At 42.3% G+C, this 23,385-nt stretch carries 18 protein-coding genes and 1 other annotated feature; of the genes, 3 read left to right on the top strand and 15 right to left on the bottom strand.

All coding sequences use genetic code 11. The features are described 5' to 3' along the window. Positions 1 to 6: 6 nt before the first annotated feature. The 3 genes from BLT_RS0105010 to BLT_RS0105000 are packed head-to-tail and all read right to left on the bottom strand — an operon-like array spanning position 7 to position 3,931. Entirely contained in the window at positions 7 to 1,662 is a 1,656-nt protein-coding gene (locus tag BLT_RS0105010; RefSeq protein ID WP_017726716.1) for a GspE/PulE family protein, read from the bottom strand. Positions 1,663 to 1,685: 23 nt separating this feature from the next. Further along, on the bottom strand, positions 1,686 to 3,077 hold the full coding sequence (locus BLT_RS0105005; protein WP_017726715.1) for a VanW family protein: 1,392 nt from the start codon (positions 3,075 to 3,077) through the stop codon (positions 1,686 to 1,688). A gap of 23 nt (positions 3,078 to 3,100) precedes the next feature. Continuing rightward, on the bottom strand, positions 3,101 to 3,931 hold the full coding sequence (locus BLT_RS0105000; protein WP_017726714.1) for an ABC transporter permease: 831 nt from the start codon (positions 3,929 to 3,931) through the stop codon (positions 3,101 to 3,103). 147 nt (positions 3,932 to 4,078) lie between these two features. On the opposite strand from BLT_RS0105000, the gene BLT_RS0104995 reads away from it, so the two are divergent. Genes BLT_RS0104995 through BLT_RS0104985 form a run of 3 tightly spaced genes read left to right on the top strand, consistent with a single transcriptional unit; the run spans position 4,079 to position 8,045 of the window. Continuing rightward, on the top strand, positions 4,079 to 5,191 hold the full coding sequence (locus BLT_RS0104995; RefSeq protein ID WP_017726713.1) for a type IV pilus modification PilV family protein: 1,113 nt from the start codon (positions 4,079 to 4,081) through the stop codon (positions 5,189 to 5,191). Between the two features lie 5 nt (positions 5,192 to 5,196). Next, the gene (locus tag BLT_RS0104990; protein ID WP_017726712.1) at positions 5,197 to 5,691 is read left to right on the top strand and encodes a PulJ/GspJ family protein; all 495 of its coding nucleotides are present in this window, start codon (positions 5,197 to 5,199) and stop codon (positions 5,689 to 5,691) included. Then, positions 5,688 to 8,045, top strand: coding sequence for a hypothetical protein (locus BLT_RS0104985; protein ID WP_017726711.1), 2,358 nt, complete (start codon positions 5,688 to 5,690; stop codon positions 8,043 to 8,045). The genes BLT_RS0104990 and BLT_RS0104985 overlap by 4 nt, the downstream gene beginning before the upstream one ends. 67 nt (positions 8,046 to 8,112) lie before the next feature. Here BLT_RS0104985 and BLT_RS21420 read toward each other — a convergent pair whose 3' ends face one another. From BLT_RS21420 to hemA, 12 genes are all read right to left on the bottom strand, one after another. Next, positions 8,113 to 9,444, bottom strand: coding sequence for a bifunctional folylpolyglutamate synthase/dihydrofolate synthase (locus BLT_RS21420; RefSeq protein WP_017726710.1), 1,332 nt, complete (start codon positions 9,442 to 9,444; stop codon positions 8,113 to 8,115). Between the two features lie 103 nt (positions 9,445 to 9,547). Beyond that, positions 9,548 to 9,640, bottom strand: coding sequence for a peptidylprolyl isomerase (locus BLT_RS24915; RefSeq protein ID WP_152414280.1), 93 nt, complete (start codon positions 9,638 to 9,640; stop codon positions 9,548 to 9,550). A gap of 331 nt (positions 9,641 to 9,971) precedes the next feature. Then, a complete protein-coding gene (locus BLT_RS0104970; protein ID WP_017726709.1) occupies positions 9,972 to 12,614 on the bottom strand; it encodes a valine--tRNA ligase in 2,643 nt (880 codons plus the stop codon). A gap of 52 nt (positions 12,615 to 12,666) precedes the next feature. After that, positions 12,667 to 12,893, bottom strand: a binding site (T-box leader). A 515-nt stretch (positions 12,894 to 13,408) separates the two neighbouring features. Next, the gene (gene ysxE / locus BLT_RS0104960) at positions 13,409 to 14,413 is read right to left on the bottom strand and encodes a spore coat protein YsxE (protein WP_017726707.1); all 1,005 of its coding nucleotides are present in this window, start codon (positions 14,411 to 14,413) and stop codon (positions 13,409 to 13,411) included. Beyond that, complete coding sequence (locus tag BLT_RS0104955; protein WP_017726706.1) at positions 14,410 to 15,324, bottom strand: hypothetical protein; 915 nt, start codon at positions 15,322 to 15,324, stop codon at positions 14,410 to 14,412. The genes ysxE and BLT_RS0104955 overlap by 4 nt, the downstream gene beginning before the upstream one ends. A gap of 15 nt (positions 15,325 to 15,339) precedes the next feature. Continuing rightward, a complete protein-coding gene (spoVID, locus tag BLT_RS22605) occupies positions 15,340 to 16,647 on the bottom strand; it encodes a stage VI sporulation protein D (protein WP_017726705.1) in 1,308 nt (435 codons plus the stop codon). 208 nt (positions 16,648 to 16,855) lie between these two features. Then, positions 16,856 to 18,145: a glutamate-1-semialdehyde 2,1-aminomutase gene (gene hemL / locus BLT_RS0104945; RefSeq protein WP_017726704.1), complete on the bottom strand. Its 1,290-nt coding sequence runs from the start codon at positions 18,143 to 18,145 to the stop codon at positions 16,856 to 16,858. Positions 18,146 to 18,159: 14 nt separating this feature from the next. Next, positions 18,160 to 19,143 (bottom strand): porphobilinogen synthase, encoded by a 984-nt coding sequence (gene hemB, locus BLT_RS0104940; RefSeq protein ID WP_017726703.1) that lies wholly within the window; start codon positions 19,141 to 19,143, stop codon positions 18,160 to 18,162. Next, on the bottom strand, positions 19,140 to 19,907 hold the full coding sequence (locus BLT_RS0104935) for a uroporphyrinogen-III synthase (protein ID WP_236611067.1): 768 nt from the start codon (positions 19,905 to 19,907) through the stop codon (positions 19,140 to 19,142). Before BLT_RS0104935 ends, hemB begins: the two co-directional genes overlap by 4 nt. Before the next feature lie 11 nt (positions 19,908 to 19,918). Further along, entirely contained in the window at positions 19,919 to 20,854 is a 936-nt protein-coding gene (gene hemC, locus BLT_RS0104930; protein WP_017726701.1) for a hydroxymethylbilane synthase, read from the bottom strand. 144 nt (positions 20,855 to 20,998) lie between these two features. After that, positions 20,999 to 21,814, bottom strand: a complete 816-nt coding sequence (locus BLT_RS0104925; RefSeq protein WP_026104989.1) for a cytochrome C assembly family protein — start codon at positions 21,812 to 21,814, stop codon at positions 20,999 to 21,001. A 31-nt stretch (positions 21,815 to 21,845) separates the two neighbouring features. Continuing rightward, positions 21,846 to 23,225, bottom strand: coding sequence for a glutamyl-tRNA reductase (gene hemA, locus BLT_RS0104920; protein WP_017726699.1), 1,380 nt, complete (start codon positions 23,223 to 23,225; stop codon positions 21,846 to 21,848). Positions 23,226 to 23,385 lie beyond the last annotated feature (160 nt).

Genomic DNA, 23,385 nt, shown 5'->3' with positions numbered 1-23,385 from the left:
TCCCTCCTATTCATTAACGACGACACGCATGATTTCCTCTATCGTTGTCAAGCCTTGTTTGACTTTAAATAATCCATCATCAATCAGAAAAATCATCCCAGAACGAAGCGCATATTCACGAATCATCGAAACCGGTTGTTTGTTCATTAACATTTGGCGCATTTCATCATCAATGACAAGAACCTCGTGAATCGCTAGTCGACCTTTATAACCAGTTCCGCCGCAGTGAGGGCAGCCTTTGGCTTTGTAAATGCTGTCAGCGTCCATCCCACGTTTTTCAAACAGCTCCAATTCCATTTCAGTCAGAGTCACGATTTCTTTGCACTCTTGGCAAAGCTGTCGAACAAGCCGCTGCGCGACAATTCCAGTGATCGAAGAAACAACCAAATATGGCTCTATCCCCATATCTAACAAGCGAGGGACGGTGGCAATGGCACTGTTCGTATGAAGAGTTGTTAAAACAAGATGTCCAGTTAATGACGCTCGAATGGCAATCTCTGCCGTTTCCAAATCCCGTATTTCGCCAACCATGATAATGTTCGGATCTTGTCGCAAAATGGACCGAAGACCTGTAGCAAACGTTAGCCCAATTTGACTGTTTACTTGCACCTGATTAATGCCTTCCATTTGATATTCAACTGGGTCCTCAATGGTAATAATGTTCACATGATCAGTATTTAGATGGGTCAACGCAGCATATAACGTCGATGATTTTCCCGCACCGGTCGGTCCAGTAATTAAAATCATCCCACTCGGCTGTTCGATAAGCTTTATGAATTTTTGATAGTTGATTTTATTAAAACCAAGCTGAGAGAGCATAGTCCGCTTACTTCCTAAATCTAAAATACGGATGACAATCCTTTCACCAAAAACGGTTGGCAACGTTGATATTCGCAAGTCAACGGGCATCCCTTCCAGCGTTACATTAATTCGTCCATCTTGAGGTAACCGTGTTTCTGTAATGTTCAGGTTTGCCATAATTTTTATTCGTGCAACCAGTACATTTTGGATGTTTTTTGGAAAAGCCCGTTCCGTTTTTAATACCCCGTCTACTCGGTAGCGAATGAGCAGATGCTTGTCTTGGGGATCAACATGAATATCACTCGCATGTTGCTTGAGGCCTAATAAAAGAATTTGGTTAACAAGCTTAATCGCAGGAGCATCATCGTCCTCCTGACGAATAACAGATTCTAGCTCTTCCTCAGTAACGTCTAGGTCGAAGATGGAATCCTCAAGGGTGTAATATTTGTGAATCGCTTGAGCAATTTCCTCTCTTGCAGCAATCATTGTTTCAATTTGATACCCTGTGGCTAAACGTAAATCATCAATGGCAAAGTAATCCATCGGGTCAGCCATCGCTACGTAAAGTCGGTTGCCCTCTTTTTTAATCGGAATCAGTTCATTTCTGAGGGCAAATTCTTTACTGACAACACTCATTAACGTCGTATCAATAGGATAACGGTACAAGCGAATTTGCGGAATACCCAACTGATATTCTAGAACTTCAATGAGCTGTTCCTCGGAGAGATAATTCCGTTCGATTAAGGCATGACCGAGCTTTTGCCCATCCTTTTTTGTCATAAGTGTCTCTTGTAACTGTTCTGCTGTGATGAGACCCGCTTCTACAAGTAAGTTCCCTAGTCGCTTCCGTTCTTTTGACATGCATCTCACCTCTTTTCTTACATTTAATCCCCTTTTGATGCCCCTTCTAAAGCATGGTTTGGGCTTACCTCATTTTGTTCAGAATGAAAAGGCTCTCCAACCTGAAAGCCACCTTCCTCCTCTTCGTTCTGATTCCATTCTGCTTCGCGAATAGGTGATTCGCTGAATGATGCCCCATTTGCCTCAGGGAAAATAGGACTTTGAGGAACTGGGTTTAACGGTGTTGGATCTACACTCGGTTGTGGAGGCACTTGATCCTGTTCTTTAAGACTCCACTCTTCGATCTGATGCTGCGGAGGATAATAATCTTCACTCCATCGTTCTGATTCCACTTCCTCCCCTGTTAGACGGTAAACGGTTCGGTACATTGTGTACAAATGCCCTGTTTGACCAAGCACTAACACTTGGCGATCCCCGCTACGCCGAGTTGGTGAAAATTGAACGACTCTCTCAGGTTGAATTTCTCTTTCCTCCGTAAGCTCAAGACGATAATCATAGATAAAGGCTTTCCCAATTAAGGCTACGCTCAATTCATTGCCCTCATAGCTTACCTTGAGTCGGTATGAATGATGATTTGGATTGTACACTTTTAAATCCATCTCATTTCGATTCACATATGCGTCATAGCCAGGCTCAATTTCAGGAGGTAATATGTGTCCTATATGTCGTTCGATCAATTGAAAATTGCTCTGAACAAATGCTTGATAGAGTGCCGAGCTAAGAATACGAAGTGCATCTCCTTCCACGATTGCTTCTCCGTTCTCCTCCATTACTCCTTGAAGGGAAAAGAAGCCCTTCGCCTCAATTACCATGTCATTCAAAACGGGTGCCCACTGTTGCAAATAGAGCAAAGGCTCATTTGATTGAATCGAGGCAACGGCTGCCACATCTTCAGCTGAAACAGCATAGGTCTCTGTTAAATAATCACTAATGTCCACTTCAATGGACACTTTTTGCAGATCGACTAGCTGTTCTTCAATAAATCGATATAACGCATCTCGCTGAACGAAAGGCAAAATATCAGCTGGAACAAGACGCTCTATCACACGATCAGCCTCTTTTCTACTGACCTCTCCTTCAAGCGTTCCTTTTCCTTGCTGCTGTGCTTCTTGAATGGCTTCTTCAATATGAAAGCTTACAAACTCTGAGCTTAACAGTTCTCGCTTCTCATAAAATACAATGGAAATGGACGCACGGTCCTTCCATTGAATCATTTCTTCCTCAAGCTTTTCCTTGGCAGTGGAAAGCCTGTCGTTACTAACGTTTACCTCACCAACACTTGTTTGCTCAGGTAACCGCTCTTCAAGCACTCCATAATGCTCAAAAGCCCACGAGCCTGCATACGAAAATGAGAGAAAGAAAGCAGTTAAGCCACATAACAGTAGCCATGTTTTAAAAAACAATATTCGATTCAACCTATTCTCCCCCTCCTTAATCGTTATTTGTTTGACTGTGCTTCCTCTTCAAGCTGAGTAAACAATTCACGCCGATCCGTTTGCAAAGAGAAAACATCTAGGCTTTGTTCCTCATTTTTTTCCTGATTATGTATGAAACTCTCTAGATTTTTTTCATGACGTTCATTTTTCTTTTGTTCCTGCTCCTCTTTCGTCATTTCATATGTATTCGTTCTATGAAAAAGCGTTTCTTCATTTTCTATGTCATCCAAAAGAGGTGAGAGACGCTGATTCACAAGAAGGGTCAGTTCATCTTCCTCATCTACCAATGGTTTTGTTTCCATCCTTGCAACATCTTCATTGCTTGTCTTACCTTGTCCAGTCCCATGAATGTTGCTGGCTTCATCACGATCCATTTCATGTTCTTCTAAAGTACTGTTCAGCCTAGTACCTACTAATCTATCTACTTCTAAAGCATTGTCTTGTTTTTCAAAGACTGCTTCTCCTAAAAAAGGTGAGCGTTGCTTTTTCTTGCTTTGCTGCTCATCCTCTATTTTATTTACAGTCAATATTTCTTGTTCGTCATGAGAGAAGCCGTTTTGAGCTATGTTATCTTCAGCCAAACCCTCTTGATGGTTAGCATGCTCTTCTGCAAGTTTCGTTAATAAATAGGAAAAGAGAACTAAAAGTATGCCGAGAGCTGTTAAGGCTACGGTAAAGGAAAAGAGATAGTAAAAAACCTGTGTAATCAATGCAAGTAACACTGAAATGCTACTTATAGATAATCGTTTCTTCAAGTCAAACCATTTAAGTTGAGTAAAAAGAAGAAAGACAATCAAACCAGCGAGGACGGTGAATCCTATATTAACAGCCATAAAAGATGCCCCCTGTGAGTCATTTTTAATCGATGATAACAACTAGGTAGTTCGTTAGTATTGTATACTAAAGTAGATAAGTTTAAAAGAAACGTCCACGTGGTAAATCGCTCTAAATTTTTATTGATTAGGCTGGTGAGACACAACGTGAAAATCTCTATACGTGAACAGTCTGGATTCACCTTACTTGAGCTTTTGCTTTCAATTGCGATCCTTTCCATTGTTTTAACTGCATTTTTTTCATTTTTTTCTCAAGGCATGTTGTTTTCTTCGCGAAATGAAGAACGCCTGCTTGCCACAGACCTTGCAAGAGAAATTTCAGTTGTGCTAGAAACGAATTATCAGCCTGAGCAACCAGATGACAGACAAACGATCATTCCTTGTAGCCACCCTGTGTTTCAAACAATCCCACAGTTTGATGCAAGTACATGTCAAATCGAACGAAATCAGCGAAACTTTTATGTACGGGCGATAGCAGAAAAAGACCCGAACTTTTCATTGTATGAACTTCACGTTCAAATCTTTCGAGATGCAAATTTTGACACATTATTAACCGAAACCTTTGCTTATACAAATCAATTGCAAGATGTACGTAGCCAGCTCACCGCTCATGAACTGCTTCAATCAGGGCGAGCAATCTGTAACGGTGGGATGTGCAAGGATCAATGGGATGTTGAACACGCGGTTCATCTTCGTGCTTCCTTCACCAAAAGCACGGAAAAGCTGTTATTTGTGCCAATCTCTTATCCAGCCTACCGAATTGAGACGGTTGTTTCTTTTCAAAAAGAAAAATCAAACCGTTCTACCTTTCATCGTGCTGGTGTTTTTCTTGACTCAGCAGTCTCGACTGATTCAAATGGGTCATACATGGCAGATACAGGATTACTTCTTGAGTTAAACCCTAGCTTGCGGCACAGATGCTCGACACGATTTCCCAAAGGGGCAATTGTCGTTAGAGAAAGAAAAAACGGGAATGAATCTCCAACCTGTTCACCTCCAGTATCAATTCAAACAGATATGACCCGTGCCGATGAACGCTGGCTTATTAAAATAGAGGTTACGCCAACTTTATTTTCGGATCAGGAGCAGGATGTTTCCTTTCAGCTGCTGAACATGAGAACCGGGGAAAAATATCAAGGAAGGTATGCGATGAAAAGAACAGCTGGTCAACGGTACGTAGGTGTCATGCTTGCTGGTGAAGAGGGAACAGGATCGTTCGATTATTTCCGTATATCAGAGCTTAATCATGAAGGAAGGTGAGATGTGTGAAATGCTACAAAAATCAATCGGGCTTCACACTCGTTGAAGTGATGCTCACCTTAGCTCTCTCATCCATTATTATTGTTCTCATTTCTCAAGTCCTACTTGGTGCATTCCAATCATCGAATCAGGTTCAAAACCATAGTCAGCTGCGCCAAGAAGCAAACCTGATCCTGACAATGCTCAGAGCCGCCCATGAGAACTCGACAGACAGGCCTTACCTTATTCAAACGGTGAACAATGAGGGGAACGTACAGCTTGAAATTGACGGACAACTTACGCCAGCAAATGTTCATCTCATTCTTGAACTGAAGGATGACACTGGACAATCCTTTTTCGCTTCAACGAAAGAGGGAACATCAGCCGAGATAACCATTTCTCCTCGGACTTCAATACTTACTGTTACACGCATTGCTTTGTTTGACCATAACGGTCAGCAACAGTATGAAACAAGCACCCTGATTCGTAGAACAATTGGAAAGGATTTTCGCCGCTTATGAATCGTGACATTCATCAACAGCAAGGGTCTTCCCTTCTTACAGTCTTGTTAACTATGGCTGTTATCGCTGTCGCCGCAACAGCGTTTTTAACGATGATTCTTTCAACAGCTAGACAAGTAGCGATGACAAATGAACAGCAGCGTTCCTATGACGTAGCCGAGATGGGCGTGACCTACTTTGAGGCATTAATACGTGAACAACAAAAAAAAGCACAAGAGGATGGAAGAACGGCTTTTTTGGCACTACGTGATGAAGGTGAGGACGATGTGCACATATTAAATCGCGCGTATGCACAAGCCTTTCTTCAAACCCTAGCAAATACGCCCATCGAATATAGACAAGAAATTAGCAAAATGCTCCAGCAAACGGATGGTAAAGAATCCACCTATCAAATCAGAAGCATCCGATTCACTCCATTTGTGGAACAGGAAAACGGAGACCCTATAAAAGCCACCGATGAAATGTTTGATTTTATTCGCATTGATTTCACAAGCTATGGCTTTTTAGGAATTCAGGAGGAGGCCATTCCCTTCATTGAATCAACAGACGATGTGCCAACCTTTGAAGTTATCGCAGTTGAAGCCGTTGATAGCTACTTTATTATCCCGTTAAGCGAACGTCCTGATGTTCTTACTGTTTTTGGAGACGGCTGCATCCCAAATGCTGAACGGATGATTTATGTCCGAGGGATGACACCTAATGGGACCGTAATCCTTCGTAACGAAACGGATCCAGACTTTTTGGTAGAAAAGACGGTTCAGGAGAAAGAGGCGTATGTCTTTCAAGACGTTCCTTATGGTGTCGGGTATTACGTAACACAGGTGGTTGAAGGAATGGAAAGCGGTCCATCTCCTTTTATAAATGTATGTCCACCACCAATATTGGTTGTTGAAGGAATGGATGCCGAGCGTGACCAAACGACTGGAGCCTTAAAAATCCCTTCAGCTGCACTCGAGCCTGGGGCAACGGTTCAGGTCTATACGAGCGACCATGTCCCTGTCGCAGGTACTGTTGCTCGGACAGATGGTTCAATAACACTCATTGAGAATGTGCCAATTGGAGCAGGATACTATGTGAGGCAAACAGTGAATGGAGCAGAAAGTCGTCTTCCGTCGGAAGCAGAGCAAGAGGCATTTTCCACCGTTCGCCCAAACAAGCTAACGTTGGCAAGCAGTGAAAGGACTTTGGAGATTCTTGAAGGATTAGAGAAGGCTGCTTTTTACACCCTTTATCGCCTTAATGAAGAAAATCAGATTGAAAAGGTGAGCGATTTACACAACACAATGATCGAGAATCTAGCCCCTGGACAGTATGCAGTGACACAGACGTATAACGGAGTTGAAAGTGTATTATCTGACTTTGTGGACATTTCTTCTCAAGATCCTTGTCAAATTATTACACCTGAAAAACGAAAGATGATCCCAGCAAAAACGGATGAGTTTTTCTTGGGTGGTTCTATGCCATCCAATTGGGACCTGAGTTGGCTATGGAATTGGAGGTGGCAAGGACAAGGGCGGCAGGATAGGGGCGAACTAACAAACGGGCAAAAAGCGGCATTAACAGAGGCCCTCTTGTCATATAAAAATGAACTTGCAAGCTTCTATAACAATGAAATTGCACGAGCAAAGCAAGAAGCTGTAGACATACGCTCTGAGCTTTCTTCATGTCGCAATTGGGATGACCAATGCCAGATTGAGCTTATTCAAGAAAAAATCATGTCTTCTGATGGAAGTCCGATTTTCTATGCTGGCTCGTTAACCATTAACAGCAACATTAATAGGATTACGTTTGGCAGTCCAGATCAGCCAGTTACTCTTGTTTTTGATGATTTTACGATCAATCGAAACAATCTTGATCTCAATATATATGGGAATTTAATGATTACGAACAATTTAGTTTTTAATAATCAGGTAGCTTATAACGACTCAATCACTCCTTCTCAAAGTAATTTGTTGGTAGGAAATCTAGTGGTTGTTAATGGAAACAATTCTACTATCTCCCTACAGGATACGTTTTACGCTGGAAGCTATGCTGGTCACAATAACTCCTCGATTGAAGCAAGACGCTTTATTCTAGATGGAGAATTACAACTTCATAACAATTCCGAGTTAAAAATTGAGGAAGACATTGTTTTAGGTCAGTTGACCGTTCACAACAATGGAGAGATTTCTGCCCAATCTGGTGATTTTTTTGTAGCAGGTGATCTTACTGCTAATAACAATCTTTTCATTGAAGCAGGTGGCACCATTGCAGTCGGTGGAAACCTTAATGTCAGGGGCAACAATCGAATCGGGTATACCTCTGGAGGAGGCACAACCGTATTTAATCGAGATGCCCTCTTTAAATGTTATTAGACATTTTGAAAACCCCGTAAGCTACTAATCATGCTTACGGGGCTTCCATTTTCACTCTTGATTGTTCCTAATCCAAAGCTACAGCACTGGTCGTTTGATTCGACTGCTCACTGAGCAAATATCTACGAACAAGTGCAATAAAGTAAAGCGACCCAGAAACAATGAGCATTTCTCCTTCTTGATGCGCTTGCTGTTCCTGCCGTATTGCTTTTTTCCAATCTTCCTCTATATGCTTATTTTTCACTGGTGCTTGCTCATATAAAACCTTTGCTTGTTCAGCACGAAAAAACTCAAAGCTCGTAAATGTAAATCGTGCATCCCACTGTTGAAAAGGAGCAAGAAGCTTCTCCATATCCTTCTCTTTCGTACAGGCGACGACAAAGCGATACGTATAGCTTGGGTAGTGAAGCTCTAATGTTTTGGCCAATGCTTCCCACCCTTCGGCATTGTGGGCGCCATCTACTATCGTCAAGGGCGCATGACTCACCGTTTCAAATCGTCCAATCCATGTCGTATTCCAAAGTCCTTGCTTAAATGCTTGTTCGTCCAATTGAAAAGAATAATAAGCACATAAAATGTCGAGACCCATAATGGCAAGAGCCGCATTTGAAATTTGATGGGGTCCTTTCATTTGAAGCCTATAATCAAAATGGGCGCGAAAAGGCGTTTTGGTCGTAAAGCTTTGCTCATCCTCTGTCACCAAAAGATTCGAAGTCATAAAATCTCGGTTATATCGATAGACTGTCGCTCCTCTTTCCGCAGCGATTCTGTCAATAACCTCCCAAGCCTCATCCTGTTCTACAGCAGTCACAACCGGAACTTTTTCTTTAATAATCCCTGCTTTTTCATAAGCAATTTCCCCAAGTGTATCACCTAAAATATGCATATGATCATGGCCAATGGACGTAATAATCGAGAGAAGTGGTTGAATGACATTGGTCGAGTCCATTCTTCCTCCTAAGCCAACTTCAAGTAGCACAAGATCTGGCTTCACCTTGTTCGCAAAATAGTCAAACGCAAGGGCTGTAATCACCTCAAACTCTGTCGGGCTACCTAACTCACTTTTTTGTAATTCCTCTACAAGGGGACGAATCCGAACACAACCATCGAGGAGATCTTCATCACTTATTGGTTGTCCATTGACAGATATTCGTTCTTGAAACAACTCTATATAAGGAGAAGTAAACGTACCAATTTTGTATCCTCCCGCCTCAAGAACGTTTCGCATATAACTAACGGTGGACCCTTTGCCATTTGTCCCACCGATGTGAATGTAATCAATCTGTTTTTCCGGATTCCCTAACGCTTCAAGCATCCACTCCATTCGCTTCAGTCCAGGTTTCATCCCAAATGGCAAGAGTGAATGAATCCATTCAATTGCCTCTTCAGCTGTATGCATCTCTCTCAGCTCCCTAGCTCCTGTATCTCTTTGTTCTGATTATAGCGACAACCGTCGTCAACTTTCAATGGAAGAAAAATCAATGAAAGAACTATTATTACCTCTAGCCTTCTTCAATGAAAGAAATAAAGTTATTAACTGTATTTGGAGCAATGTCAGGATACAATTCAAGGATAATATCTTCACCGTTTTCCATCGTTATTGTAACAATCGGATTTTCTTCAACTGTTGAAGATTCGGTTTATTCACTCGTTTGCTCACTGACTTCTCCATTTTCTGATTCCTTCCCACAGCCTACTAAACTTACAAGCAGAGCAGTAAAAATGAATAGAACCTCTATTTTCAAAAAATATCTTTGTCATCTTCACTCTCTTCTATTCGACCATCATATAAATGATTTTTAAGCAAATGAATCCATTATAGCATGGAATTCCGCTCTTCTTCTCCTAATTCATTCGCTAAAAAACATTGTAGGATGAGAAAAATAGGCTGCCGAGACAAAATGTCTTAGGCAACCTATTTGATGGTTATCCTTTTAACTCAGCAATCCGGGCACGCACCGCTTCACGTTTTTCTAGGTAATCGGCTTCTTTCGCTTTTTCTTCTTCGATGACTTTTTCAGGGGCTTTTGCGATAAACCCTTGGTTGCTAAGCTTTTTCTGGACACGCTCAACTTCCTTATTCAGCTTTTCCTCTTCTTTTTGAAGACGGGCAATCTCCGCATCAAGATCTAAAAGTCCTGCAAGCGGTAAGTAAAGCTCTACGCCGGACAATACATTGGACATCGATTTTTCTGGTGTCGGTAAATCGATCCCGAGCTTTAATTCGCTTGGGTTACAGAACTTCTCAATGTAGCTTTGATTGCGTTCAAGCTGGCTTAAGACTCCTTCATCTTTTGCTCGGATGTGTAGCTCAATTTCTTTACTCATTGGAACATTTAGCTCTGCTCTCGTGTTGCGGACGGAACGAATCACCTCTTTAAGAAGCTCCATGTCTTTTACTGCATCAGAAAACATGAAGTCTTCACGCTTTTCAGGCCATGAGGCAACGGTGATCGATTCACCTTCATGAGGCAGGTGCTGCCATATTTCCTCGGTAATAAACGGCATGATCGGATGAAGGAGCCGCATCGTTTGATCTAAGACGTACGCAAGAATCGAACGCGTTGTCTTCCTGGCAGCTTCATCGTCGCCGTAAAGAGGCAGCTTCGCCATTTCAATATACCAGTCACAGAAGTCATCCCAAATGAAGTTGTATAGGATTCGGCCAACCTCACCGAATTCATACGTATCAATAAGGCGAGTAACATCTTCAATCGTCTCTTGCAAACGGGTTAAAATCCACTTATCTGCCGTCGATTTTTCGCCATTCAGGTCAATTTCCTCGTATGCTAAGCCATCCATATTCATGAGCGCAAAGCGGGAAGCATTCCAAATTTTATTCCCGAAATTCCACGTTGATTCGACTTTTTCCCAGTGGAATCGTAAATCATTTCCTGGGGAACTGCCAGTCGACAGAAAGAAACGGAGTGAATCTGCACCGTATTTGTCGATAACCTCCATCGGGTCAACACCGTTCCCTAATGATTTACTCATTTTCCGTCCTTGGTCGTCACGCACAAGCCCATGGATAAGCACATCTTTAAATGGACGCTTACCTGTAAACTCAAGCCCTTGAAAAATCATCCGTGAAACCCAGAAGAAGATGATGTCATAGCCAGTCACAAGCACATCTGTTGAATAAAAACGCTTGAAATCAGGAGCATCCGTATCTGGCCAGCCCATTGTTGAGAAAGGCCAAAGCGCTGAACTAAACCATGTGTCAAGGACATCTTCATCTTGCTTCCAATTTTCCTCATCCTCTGGTGCTTCATGACCAACATACACTTCGCCTGTTTCCTTATGGTACCAAGCAGGAATGCGGTGCCCCCACCAAAGCTGACGTGAAATACACCAGTCTCGAATGTTTTCCATCCAGTGTAAATAGGTTTTTTCAAAGCGCTCTGGTACAAAGTTCACTTTCCCATCTGTGTTCTGTAGCTTGATGGCCTCTTCTGCAAGGGGCTGCATTTTTACAAACCATTGTGTTGAAAGATACGGCTCAACGACCGCTCCGCTTCGTTCTGAATGTCCAACTGAATGAGTATGCTCTTCAATCTTAAAAAGCACACCCTCTTCTTGAAGGTCTTTTACAATTTGCTTACGGCAGGCAAAGCGATCAAGCCCTTGATACTTTCCTGCGTTTTCATTCATTGAACCATCCTCATTCATGATAAGAATACGCTCAAGGTTGTGACGGTTTCCGATTTCAAAATCATTCGGATCATGTGCAGGTGTGATCTTCACCGCACCTGAACCAAATTCCATATCAACATAATCATCGGCGACAATTGGAATTTCTCGCCCCGTTATCGGCAACGTAACCGTTTTACCAATTAAGTGCTTGTAACGCTCATCCTCTGGGTGGACAGCAACAGCTGTATCTCCAAGCATCGTTTCTGGACGAGTTGTCGCCACTTCAATATGGCCACTACCGTCTGTGAGAGGATAGTTCATATGATAAAACGCACCTTGGACATCCTTATAAATGACTTCAATATCCGAAAGGGCAGTTTTTGTTTCAGGGTCCCAGTTAATAATGTATTCGCCTCGATAAATAAGCCCCTTTTCATACAACTTAACAAACACTTCCCGAACAGCCTTTGACAGCCCTTCATCTAGGGTAAAACGTTCCCGGGAATAATCGAGGGAAAGACCGAGCTTCGCCCATTGCTGACGTATAAAATCTGCGTATTCTTCCTTCCATTCCCAAGCTTTTTCAAGAAACCCCTCGCGTCCTAATTCATAACGGGAGGTTCCTTGCTCACGGAGCTTCGCCTCTACCTTTGCTTGGGTTGCAATTCCTGCATGGTCCATCCCTGGCAACCATAACGTATCATACCCCTGCATGCGCTTCACACGAGATAAAATATCCTGCAGCGTTGTATCCCATGCATGACCTAAGTGAAGCTTTCCTGTTACATTCGGAGGTGGAATGACAATCGTATACGGCTTCTTTGCTTCATCCCCTTTTGCTTTAAAAAACGCTCCATTTACCCAGTATGGATACCATTTGGGTTCCGTTTCTTGTGGGTTATATTTTGTTGGCATGGAAATTTCTTGTTTTTCCATCTCATCATCCTCCTCGCTTTTTTCCTAAATAAAAACAAAAAACCCCCTTCATCCAAAGGACGAAGAGAGTTACTTTCGCGGTACCACCTTTGTTTGTAAGCGATGATCACTTACACACTTCATGGACATTAACGGCTGTTCACCGGCTTTGCTTACTCTGTTGTTCAGCAAAGCTGCTCAAGGGCGACCTTCAATCCATACATCCTAGGAAGCCTTTCAGCAAATGGCTCCCCTCTCTAAAAGGGTTTTGGACCTACTCTTCCCTGTCTTCGCATTTCAAATTTCGTATGGTTTATTTTAGCGTTGTTTGCCTTTATTCGTCAATACGAGCATCCCCATTTTTTTGTTTTTTTATACTTATTTTTTCAGTAAAAAAGGGGATGAATCTCGTGTAAGTTTGAGGACAGCAAACCAAGCAATGCTGTTTCTCTGTTGTCCGGTCCTTTTTTCTAAAAGCCTCTCTATCCTACTCTTACAACATGCACACCTTTTTCTTCATAAGCATAGGCTATAAAATAATGATTAAAATGGTAACGTGGATGTTGAAAGGAGACAGACAAAGGATGCGTCGCTATCATAAGCATCATCGCCCCCCTTGGTTTTTTCGAATTCGATCTGCCTTCGCCCAATGCTTGCTCCCTTTAATCATTTTTCAATTTTTACGTACGCTTCTTTTTCCCACGACATTCGATGTCATTATCCTTACCTTTCTCATTTTCCTCTATTGCTGTCTTCTTTTAAGGTTATTTTAAAAAGATACAGCAAAAAACGTTCTCCTCGTTAAAAGAGAACGTCTAGCTTTCCTTTACAGGTACAAGTTTCTGTGTAAGTCGCTGTACTTTTCGCATCGCAAGTAATCTCTTCTCTAAGCGATGTACATGCATCATCTCAGATATTTCTCCGTTTTTTTTGCTGTAGGCTTCAATGGCGAACACAATCGGCTCTGGAAATGTAAGATAAGCACTAAGAAGATTTTTTTCCTCTTCTAGCAATGGCAAGTGCTGTTCATAGCGGTCAAACCACTTCCAGATTTCTCCTTCTGACCAGAGTGCATGGGGAAAGCTTTGCCGACAAAAGCTAGCCAAGTCACGGGCAGGTGTATCAAGAGCCACTCGTTCAAAATTAATTAAAATCGGATCGAAATTTTCGTCAAAAAAGGCATGAGAGCGATTGATACGTCCATGACATAAAACACTGCGATATTTCTCTTTTTCAAGACAAGTATCGTACCATGCTTTTAAATGAGCTTTTGCTGCTTCACTATATTGTTCAAGTCGGACAACATGGGTCAAAAGCGTCAGCTCAAAGGGTGACATGTAACTTTTTCTTTCAGCAACATCAGCAAATCGATGAACTTCGAGCATTTTCATCTCCCATTGTTGTAATCGTTGTTTGTATGATGCTTCTAACGTTTCTTTTGAAAAGGGCTGGGTTTTTACTGTCAATCGATGGATAATGCCAAGCTGGTCAATGAGCTTTTCTTCTTGTGATTCTCGTGCTCCATAAGGAACCTCCTCAACCCATGGCATCACATAATAGCAATGGGCCCCATCTGAAATCGTATATTCGCCGAACTTCGTTGACAACAAAGGAATCACTCTATTGTAGCCAAGCTTACCAAGCTTGCGCACACAATGGACAAACCAGTCTGCTTGCTCTCTTGTCATGTCCGTTTCCTTCAACGCAAACATACCATGCCTTGTTACCACTTTTTTTATTTTTCCGAGGTCTTCAATTTCCTCAGGATAAAGGTCGTAATGATATAAAATGGCTTCATAATTAGGTTGCAGATTGATCATGAGGTGCCCACCTTCTTTTTCGCTTCATCCATCCATTTACTAAGCTGTTCCACAAGCTGACGGCTTTGCTCCCACATGGGTCTCATGTTTTCAAAGCAATCGTCAATGTCGTCAATGGTCTGCTCCCCTTCTAATGTATGGAAGAAGGGAAGTAACTCCATAGGCTGTAAACATTCAGCCATGAGCAAAAAACCTTGGTTCCCACGTAAATCAAACTGTAGATTCATTTCTGAAAAAAGCTTTTGCAATGATTGTTCTCCGTTTTTTTCCAACCATGTTTGTAAAAATGCACGAACAGGTCGATATCCACGCATTGGTTTGCCAAAATCACCACACCATACGAGAACATCATGAACTTTTCGACCACGCTTTATGGTCAGATCAGGCTGAAGAAGGGGAAGTGGCTCTTTTTGATAAAAGGCTTTGATTTGGCCAGCCATATTCAAGCGCTTCTGTCCTTCTTCAAAATAAGGTGTAAGCACTCGTCTTTTTTCATTTGGGAACTTTCGCAATAATGGGGCAAGTTCGTCCATGTTAATGGAGGCTTCGTTATCTTCTTGGAGCTTTTTTTCGGTTGAAATCCCATATTGGAGCATCTTACCTAACAGTTTCCCCCATTGCTTCTCATAGGATTTTTGTGGGAAAGGTGTGCCTAATTCATCATGAAGCGTAATCCAGCACTCTTTCCAACGAATAGCCGCTGTCCCCTCATTGGTTCGAATCATTCGGTTTGTAAGGACAAATGGACTTGAAAAACAATGGTCTCGCCAATGGACATGCCAGTCAAGTAACTGCTCATCAACCCATGCTTGCACCCGTTTACGACCATGCTCCGTTTTGATGACGTTGTCGTTAATGAATTCGACGTTGCGATATGGATAATGTTTTTTAAGCTGTCCGAGCAAATCCATCGTATCACCCCTCCCTTACGAATTTGAAGAGACAGGGATATATAAAATTTGCCCTTCCTCCACTCGTGCTTCATTTAACCGATTGACGCGAATGAGCTGACTTGTACTCACCTCATAACGTTCAGCAATGGTATCGAGTGACTCATTCTGTTGGATAATGCACATTTTTAACTTTGAAAATTGTTCTTCTCCTTTTGTAAGCATTTTTGTTAAATATAACGCGTTCTCTTCTCTAGGCGTTGGTAATCCATCCTCCTTGTTCTTTTGAATATCCTCCTCTTGCTTTTGGACAACAGGATCTTCACGTTCTCTCTGCTGGTGAGAAGTTAAATGGACAACCGCTCCTTGTTCCCCATCTCGTTCCACTTTTCCATCAAGTGTAATAACGCTCGGTTCAGGCTCTTTCTCTTCCTCCGCTCTCATAGCTGGCTCAGCCACCTGTTCATCCAACTCTTTGTGAGAATCGGAATCCTGTTTTTCCTCTTCTAACGTAGATGCAAACATTTCCGAATGCTCATCTGTTTTTGGTTTCAAAGCTTGCTTTTGTTCTAATACATTCAATTCAACCGTTTTCTCTTTATATTCATTTGGGAACGCTGCCCATAGGGATGCTTCGTTTCTTTCCCTTCCCTCTTGAATCGAACGATCTTTTTTGCTATTCTGCTCCCCTTCTTCTTGTGTGGGTACATCTTCTGGATCTATCTTTTTCACCGTTTTTTCCTTGTATTCTTGCCACTCTTTCTTCTCTTTTCTTGCTTCAAATTGAAAGGTAGAAGGAATCGGCTCTAGTGCCGGTGCGATCGGTAACACAGGAGGAAGCTGCTGTTCTTGTCCCTCCCTACTTTTTGTTGGCTCAGCATTTGCCTTTGGCTCTTCTTCAACTCCTGTCATCCCGCTAATTGCTACATCAGCAGTCAGCTGAATGCAACTTTTTTCTGGAAGGTCATAATCAAACGATTCCACCTCTACAAACACATCTTCTAAATTTTGGATTCGACTTAACGGAATGGTGACATCAATAGGAAAAACATGTTTGATTTCACCTGTCCCATCATCACCTATTGACATTTCTTCAACAGAACGAAAAGAGACTTGTTCCTGAAGAAAAGGGGCATTCGCATCAAACGCTTCTCCATGCTTCACTGGAAGATACTCTCCGACAAGACGTAAGCCGCCCTTAATGAATACATGAGTGCCCTTTTCTTCAATTGAAATATCTGGCTCTAACGACATGGATAAAATTTCTTTTATTTCCTGTCCTTTATTTAACCAAACTGATTCTTCAATCGAAAATGTTAATTTTGACGGATGTTCTTGTGTCATTTTACATTCCTCCTCATCTCTACTCAACCCTGCAGTTACGATCATGTTCAGTACATTACACCTTATGAAAAGGCTAGTAGATTTATGTATAAAAAGTAGGGCGAGCTTAAAGAGGAAAGTGAGAAGTAATAAAAAAAGCCCGCTTCCTGATTCACACAAGCGATGATGCCATGCTTGTAAAGAACCCGAGGAAGTCAGGCTTTATCCATTATCCTTTTAGTTTTGAAAAGGCCACTTCTGCAGCCGAAATTGTTTTTTCAATATCTGCTTCTGTATGCTTCGTCGATAAGAACATGCCCTCAAATTGAGACGGTGGTAAAGACACTCCTTGCTGAAGCATTTCTTGGAAGTAACGAGCAAAGAAATCCAAGTTTGACGTTGACGCTTCTTTGAAATTAGTAACCTTTGTGTCTGTAAAAAAGAAGCCAACCATCGAACCTGCGTGTGTTGTATAATGAGGGATTCCATGTTTTGTCGCCGCTTCTGAAAGACCTGTTGCTAACCGCTCTCCAAGCTGCTCAAAGCGTTCGTAATCCGCTTCCGTTAGCTGAGATAACGTCTCATATCCTGCTGCCATAGCAAGTGGGTTCCCTGATAGTGTTCCTGCTTGATAGATCGGGCCGCTTGGTGCAATGTTTTCCATGATTTCACGTTTGCCACCATACGCTCCAACAGGTAAGCCACCACCAATCACTTTACCAAGACAAGTTAAATCAGGAGTAATGCCGAATCTTCCTTGGGCGCATTGATAGCCAACTCTAAAGCCTGTCATTACTTCATCAAAAATGAGGAGCGTACCGTTCTCTTCCGTGATTCGACGAAGCTCTTGCAAAAAGCCTGGCTCTGGAGGGACAACTCCCATGTTCCCAGCGACAGGCTCAACAATGACAGCAGCAATGTCTTCACCAAACTTGTCGAAAACATAGTTAACACTCTCAAGGTCGTTGTAAGGAAGAGTCAGTGTATTTTGAGCGACCGATTCAGGTACGCCGGGACTATCCGGTAAGCCAAGTGTAGCCACACCTGAGCCCGCCTTGATCAACAATGAATCGCCATGACCATGATAACAGCCCTCAAATTTTAAAATCTTGTTTCTTCCTGTATAGCCTCGAGCAAGGCGAAGAGCACTCATTGTTGCTTCTGTTCCAGAGTTCACCATCCGTACGACTTCTACAGAAGGAACACGCTCAATCACAAGCTCAGCAAGCTTTGTTTCCCACTCACTTGGTGCACCGAAGCTTGTTCCAAGCTCAGCTGTCTTTTTTACTTGCTCAATCACTTGCTTATCTGCATGTCCTAGAATAAGAGGTCCCCAGGATAGGACATAGTCAATGTATTCATTTCCGTCCACATCATAAATCGTTGAACCTTCACCACGCTCCATGAAAACAGGGTCCATTTTCACGGATTTAAAGGCACGTACAGGGCTGTTTACACCTCCGGGCATAAGGGGCTTTGCTTTTTCAAACGCTGCTTTCGACTTCTCAAACGTTCTCACATGATCACCTCTTCTTAGGATTCAAGCAGCCAACGGGCTACGTCTTTCGCATAATACGTTAAGATCAAATCAGCACCTGCTCGCTTCATACTTGTGAGCTTTTCAAGAACGATGCTCTTTTCATCAATCCAGCCTTGCAAGGCTGCTGCCTTCATCATCGAATATTCACCTGAAACATTATAGGCAACAATTGGGTAGCCCGTTTCATTTTTTACGTCGCGGATAATATCTAAGTAGGAAAGAGCTGGCTTGACAATGAGGAAATCAGCGCCTTCCTTTATATCTGAACGAGCTTCACGTAACGCCTCAAGGCGGTTCGCTGGGTCCATTTGGTAGGTTTTCCGATCTCCAAACGCTGGCGAACTATGCGCTGCATCGCGAAACGGCCCGTAAAAGGCAGAAGCATATTTTACCGCATAGGACATGATCGGTACATCTGTGTAGCCCGCTTCATCTAGTCCGTGACGAATCGCTGCCACAAACCCATCCATCATGTTAGAAGGAGCAATAATGTCTGCTCCCGCTTCTGCTTGAGAAATCGCTGTTTTCGCTAATAAATCAAGGGTCGGATCATTTAAAACGTTACCATCCTCAATAATGCCACAATGCCCATGATCCGTAAATTGACATAAGCAAGTATCAGCAATCACCGTTAAGTCTGGGTGATTCTTTTTAATCTGACGTATCGCTTTCTGTACGATGCCTTGATCGTTATAAGCTGATGATCCAACCGCATCTTTATGAGCAGGAACACCGAAAACAATGACGGCAGGAATACCGAGAGAAACGACTTCATCTATTTCTCCATCAAGTAAATCAAGAGACCATTGAAACACATTCGGCATCGAAGCAACCTCGTTTTTTACTTGCTCTCCTTCTGTAACAAAAACAGGGTAGATAAAATCATTTATATGTAAGCTCGTTTCCCTCACCATCTTACGAATGCTCGCCGTTTGGCGAAGGCGACGGTGTCTGTCAAAGTGAAGTTCATGACTCATTTTAATGTACCTCCTTTTAAATAAGAACTTAATGCATCAATTAGTCCTTCGCTTGTGTAAGGGTCTGCCACAACATGGATAGGGAGTCCCTTTTCTTTTGCTGTGTTTGCAGCAATCGGTCCAATATAAGCAAAAACGGCTGACTTTGTCCATTCCGACCATGACTGATTGGCAAGCAATGAATGAAAATGCTTCACGGTAGACGAGCTTGTGAACGTAAAAATATCAATGGACTCATTTTGCAAAGCATCCAGCAACGTATGCTCAGCCTCTTTTGGGATGATGGTTTCATAGACCGTTAATTCGGTCACAGCAAACCCTCTTTCTTCAAAAACCCGTGGCAAAAATGGCCTTGACAAATTCCCCCGTGCGAACAGGAGCCGCTGACCATCACTCACCTCAGCCAATAAAGCGTCAGCCAAGCTTTCTGCCACAAACTTATCAGGAATAAGCGAAGGGGTAATGCCGTACCCCTTCAGTGCTTTTTCCGTTTTCCGTCCTACAACAGCCACCTTGGGCAGACTTCGTATTTGTTGTTCTTGTAAGGACTCAAGAAAAAAACGTACACCGTTGGCACTTGTAAAAATGATCCAGTCGTAGGTTTCAAGCTCCCTTTCTATATGCTGAAATGCTTCTTTATTTCTTGGCCGTTGAAATGCGATAAGAGGAATCTCAATTGGAATGCCACCCTCATTTTTGATAAGGACAGACAATGACTTGGCCTGTTCTTTTGCTCGTGTAACAAGAACACGCTTCCCACTCAAGGGCTTGTCCATCATTTCTGATCAAGCTCGTTTTTAACTTTGTCTAAAATCTCTTTTGCACCTTTCTTTAAAAGAAGGCTTGATACTTCAGCCCCTAATGCAATTGGATCTGCTCCTTGCTTCGTCTCTTTTAAAATGGTTTTGCCGTCAGGAGAACCAACTAGTGCTGTTAACTCGATTTGATCGTCTTTTGTCACTGTTGCATAGCCTGCAATCGGTACTTGACAGCCGCCTTCCATCCGGTGTAAAAATGATCGCTCTGCTGCCACGGTTCTTTCTGTTTCTGCATCATTAATCTGTTTCAAAAGATTAATGACCTCTTCATCATCTGAGCGGCACTCAATTCCAAGAGCTCCTTGCCCAACCGCAGGTACACAAACATCAGCCTCTAAATATTCAGTGACGACATCTTGAGACCATCCCATCCGTTCAAGACCAGCAGCCGCTAAAATGATGGCATCAAATCCTTCCTCTTTTAGCTTTCGAAGTCTTGTTTCAATATTTCCGCGGATCCATTTTATTTCTAAATCAGGACGTGTGGCTAGAAGCTGCGCAGAACGACGTAAACTACTCGTCCCAACGACCGAACCTGCTGGAAGGTCTGACAGCTTTACGTGCTCGTTTGAAATAAACGCATCTCTTGGATCGACACGTTTTGTCGTCGCTGCTAGTGTAAACCCATCAGGTAAAACAGAGGGAACATCCTTCATGCTGTGAACGGCAATGTCAATTTCTTTGTTCGCCATCGCTTGCTCAATTTCTTTGACGAAAAGACCCTTACCGCCTACCTTTGAAAGGGTCACGTCTAAAATTTGATCGCCTTTCGTCACAATTTTTTTAATTTCAAATTCATACGGTAGCCCCAGTTTTTTAAGCTGTTCAATCACCCATTCTGTTTGGGTAAGAGCTAGGTTACTTCGTCTTGATCCAATCACTATTTTACGCATTTCCATCCTCCATCAACTTCTTCTCTTCTATTTATTATAAAGAAAAGGTGGACATTAAGCCAGTTAACGGGCGTAGTCTCACCTTGAATGTATCTTAAAGCGTTCATTTCTTTCGTTATCAGTAAAGCCTGTTCATGCCCATCTCTAATACCATAAGTGAAATGAAGATAAATTGCTTGATAGAAAATAGTTAATGAGAATAAGCAAAAAACAAGCAATGTTTAATAGCGCCATGTTGTAGCCACGTAAAAGCTTTACAAATCGTTGGTAAAGATAGAGCGCATAAGCACTTAAGACGATAAGAGACGAAATCACTTTTGCATCGAGCCAAGGCAATTCCCCAAACTGTATCGAAGCCCATACAAATCCTAAAATGATCCCGATTAAAAAAAGGGGGAAGGCAATGATTGTCGCTGAAGAAGCGTACATATCGAGCTTGGATAATGAGCCAAATCGTAACAACCGCTTTCCCCATGCTTTACGCTTTAGCATTTGATGCTGGATCACATACATAATCGAAAAAGCAAAGGCTAGGGTAAAGGCCGCATACGACAACAAAATTACGGAAACATGAATGATTAAAAGCTCCGAAATTAATAACGTTGAAAGGGAATCTGGTACATCGCCATCAGGCGTGAACAGACTAAACGCCATCATGACAAAGCCGACGACATTTGTAAAAAAAACAAGAAACGCGACGCGAAAGTACCAGTTTATCACAAGAGAAAGGGTTACTACGATCCAAGCATAAAAAAAGAGCCCTTCAAACGGGGTAATAATTGGGATACGATTTAATTCCATCGCCCGAAAGATAAAAAAAACCGTTTGCAATACCCATACAATTAAAAGCAACCAGAAGGCAATTCGATTGACCTTCCGGTTGTTTTGTAAAAAGTCGATAAAATACCCAAGTACGCTCAGGCTATACAGAACAATCGTGACAGGAAAGATCCAATTCATCCAACTCATACTTCCCACTCCATGACGTTAGTTAAGAGCGAACAACATCATGAGACTGATTTTTGACCGATACAGCTTCCTTTTTCTTTGCTTCCCACTCCTGCTCGGCACCTTTCACTTTTTCCTGTGCTTCTAGGTGAGCAAGCTCTTCTTCAAGGGCAAAAATTTTCGTAAATAAATCCAATGCTTGTTCTGCCCCCGGCTCTCCTGCTAGCTCTTTGACTTTTGTAATCGGGTCTCGCAGCAACTGATTAACGATACTCTTTGTATGTTTATTTAATACCTTTAACTCCCGTTCAGATAAGTTCGGTAGCTTTCGCTCAATGCTTTCCATCGTCTCCTCCTGAACCGTCAAAGCTTTCGTACGAAGCGCTGTAATGACTGGAACGACGCCCAGGGTATTTAACCAGCTTTTAAATTCGTCAATTTCTGCTTCAATCATAAGCTCAATTTTTTCCGCTTCACGTCTACGCTCCTCTAAGTTTGCTTCAACGATGTTCTGCAAATCATCGATGTCATAAAGGTAGACGTCATCAAACTGAGCTAAGCTTGGCTCCAAATCTCTTGGAACAGCAATGTCCACCATAAAAAGAGGCCGTCCTTTCCGCTTTTTCAGCATGGAAGACACAAGATCGGATGTGACGACATAATCACGAGAACCTGTTGAACTGATTAAAATATCTGCATCGACAATCGCTTGGGACAGTTCATTCATCGGGCGAGATTGACCAAGGAACCTGACAGCAAGCTCAGCCGCCTTTTCTTCCGTACGATTAATGACCGTTATTTTTTTCGCGCCATTCGCATGGAGATGCTTCGCTGTAAGTTCACTCATTTGACCAGCACCAAGAATCAATACATGCTTGTCTTTAAAATCACCAAAAATTTTCTTTCCAAGCTCTACGGCAGCGTAACTAACGGAGACAGCATTTTGCCCAATATCTGTTTCTGAATGGGAACGCTTCGCTAACGTTACTGCTTGCTTAAATAAATGATTAAAAATTGAGCCAGTGACTTGCTCTTGCTGAGCGAGTAAAAAGCTGTCACGAACCTGGCCAAGAATTTGTGTTTCACCTAAAATCATTGAATCAAGTCCTGCTGTCACACGAAAAAGATGCTCAATCGCATGGTGGTCTTCGCGAATATCAAGAAAAGGAGAAAATTCTTCTTTCGGTAAATCGAACCAGTTCGCTAAAAATGATTTTGTGAAATGTCGGCCTGTATGCAGCTGGTCCGCAACAACGTAAATTTCCGTACGGTTACATGTCGAAACAATCGTACACTCCAAGATGCTCTTCATTTTTCGAAGCTCATGAAGGGCTAATGGAAGCTCCGTTTCCTGAAATGAAAATTTTTCACGAATTTCAACAGGGGCTGATTTGTAGTTTAGTCCGACAACAAGAATATGCATTTCTTCACTCACCCCTTAAAGTAACGTTCAATGGTTGGACTCGCTCCGAACCTAATTTATAATTATTATAACATGGATGTTCATCTAGATTAAATGATTTTGTGAACAGATGATGAAAGCCTATGCTATTATGATGGTATTGTTTCTAATCTCAAGTTGC

Origin of the sequence: Halalkalibacterium ligniniphilum (assembly GCF_000334155.1) — a bacterium.
GTDB lineage: Bacteria > Bacillota > Bacilli > Bacillales > Bacillaceae_D > Halalkalibacterium > Halalkalibacterium ligniniphilum.
This window is presented reverse-complemented; position numbering and strand designations above follow the sequence as displayed.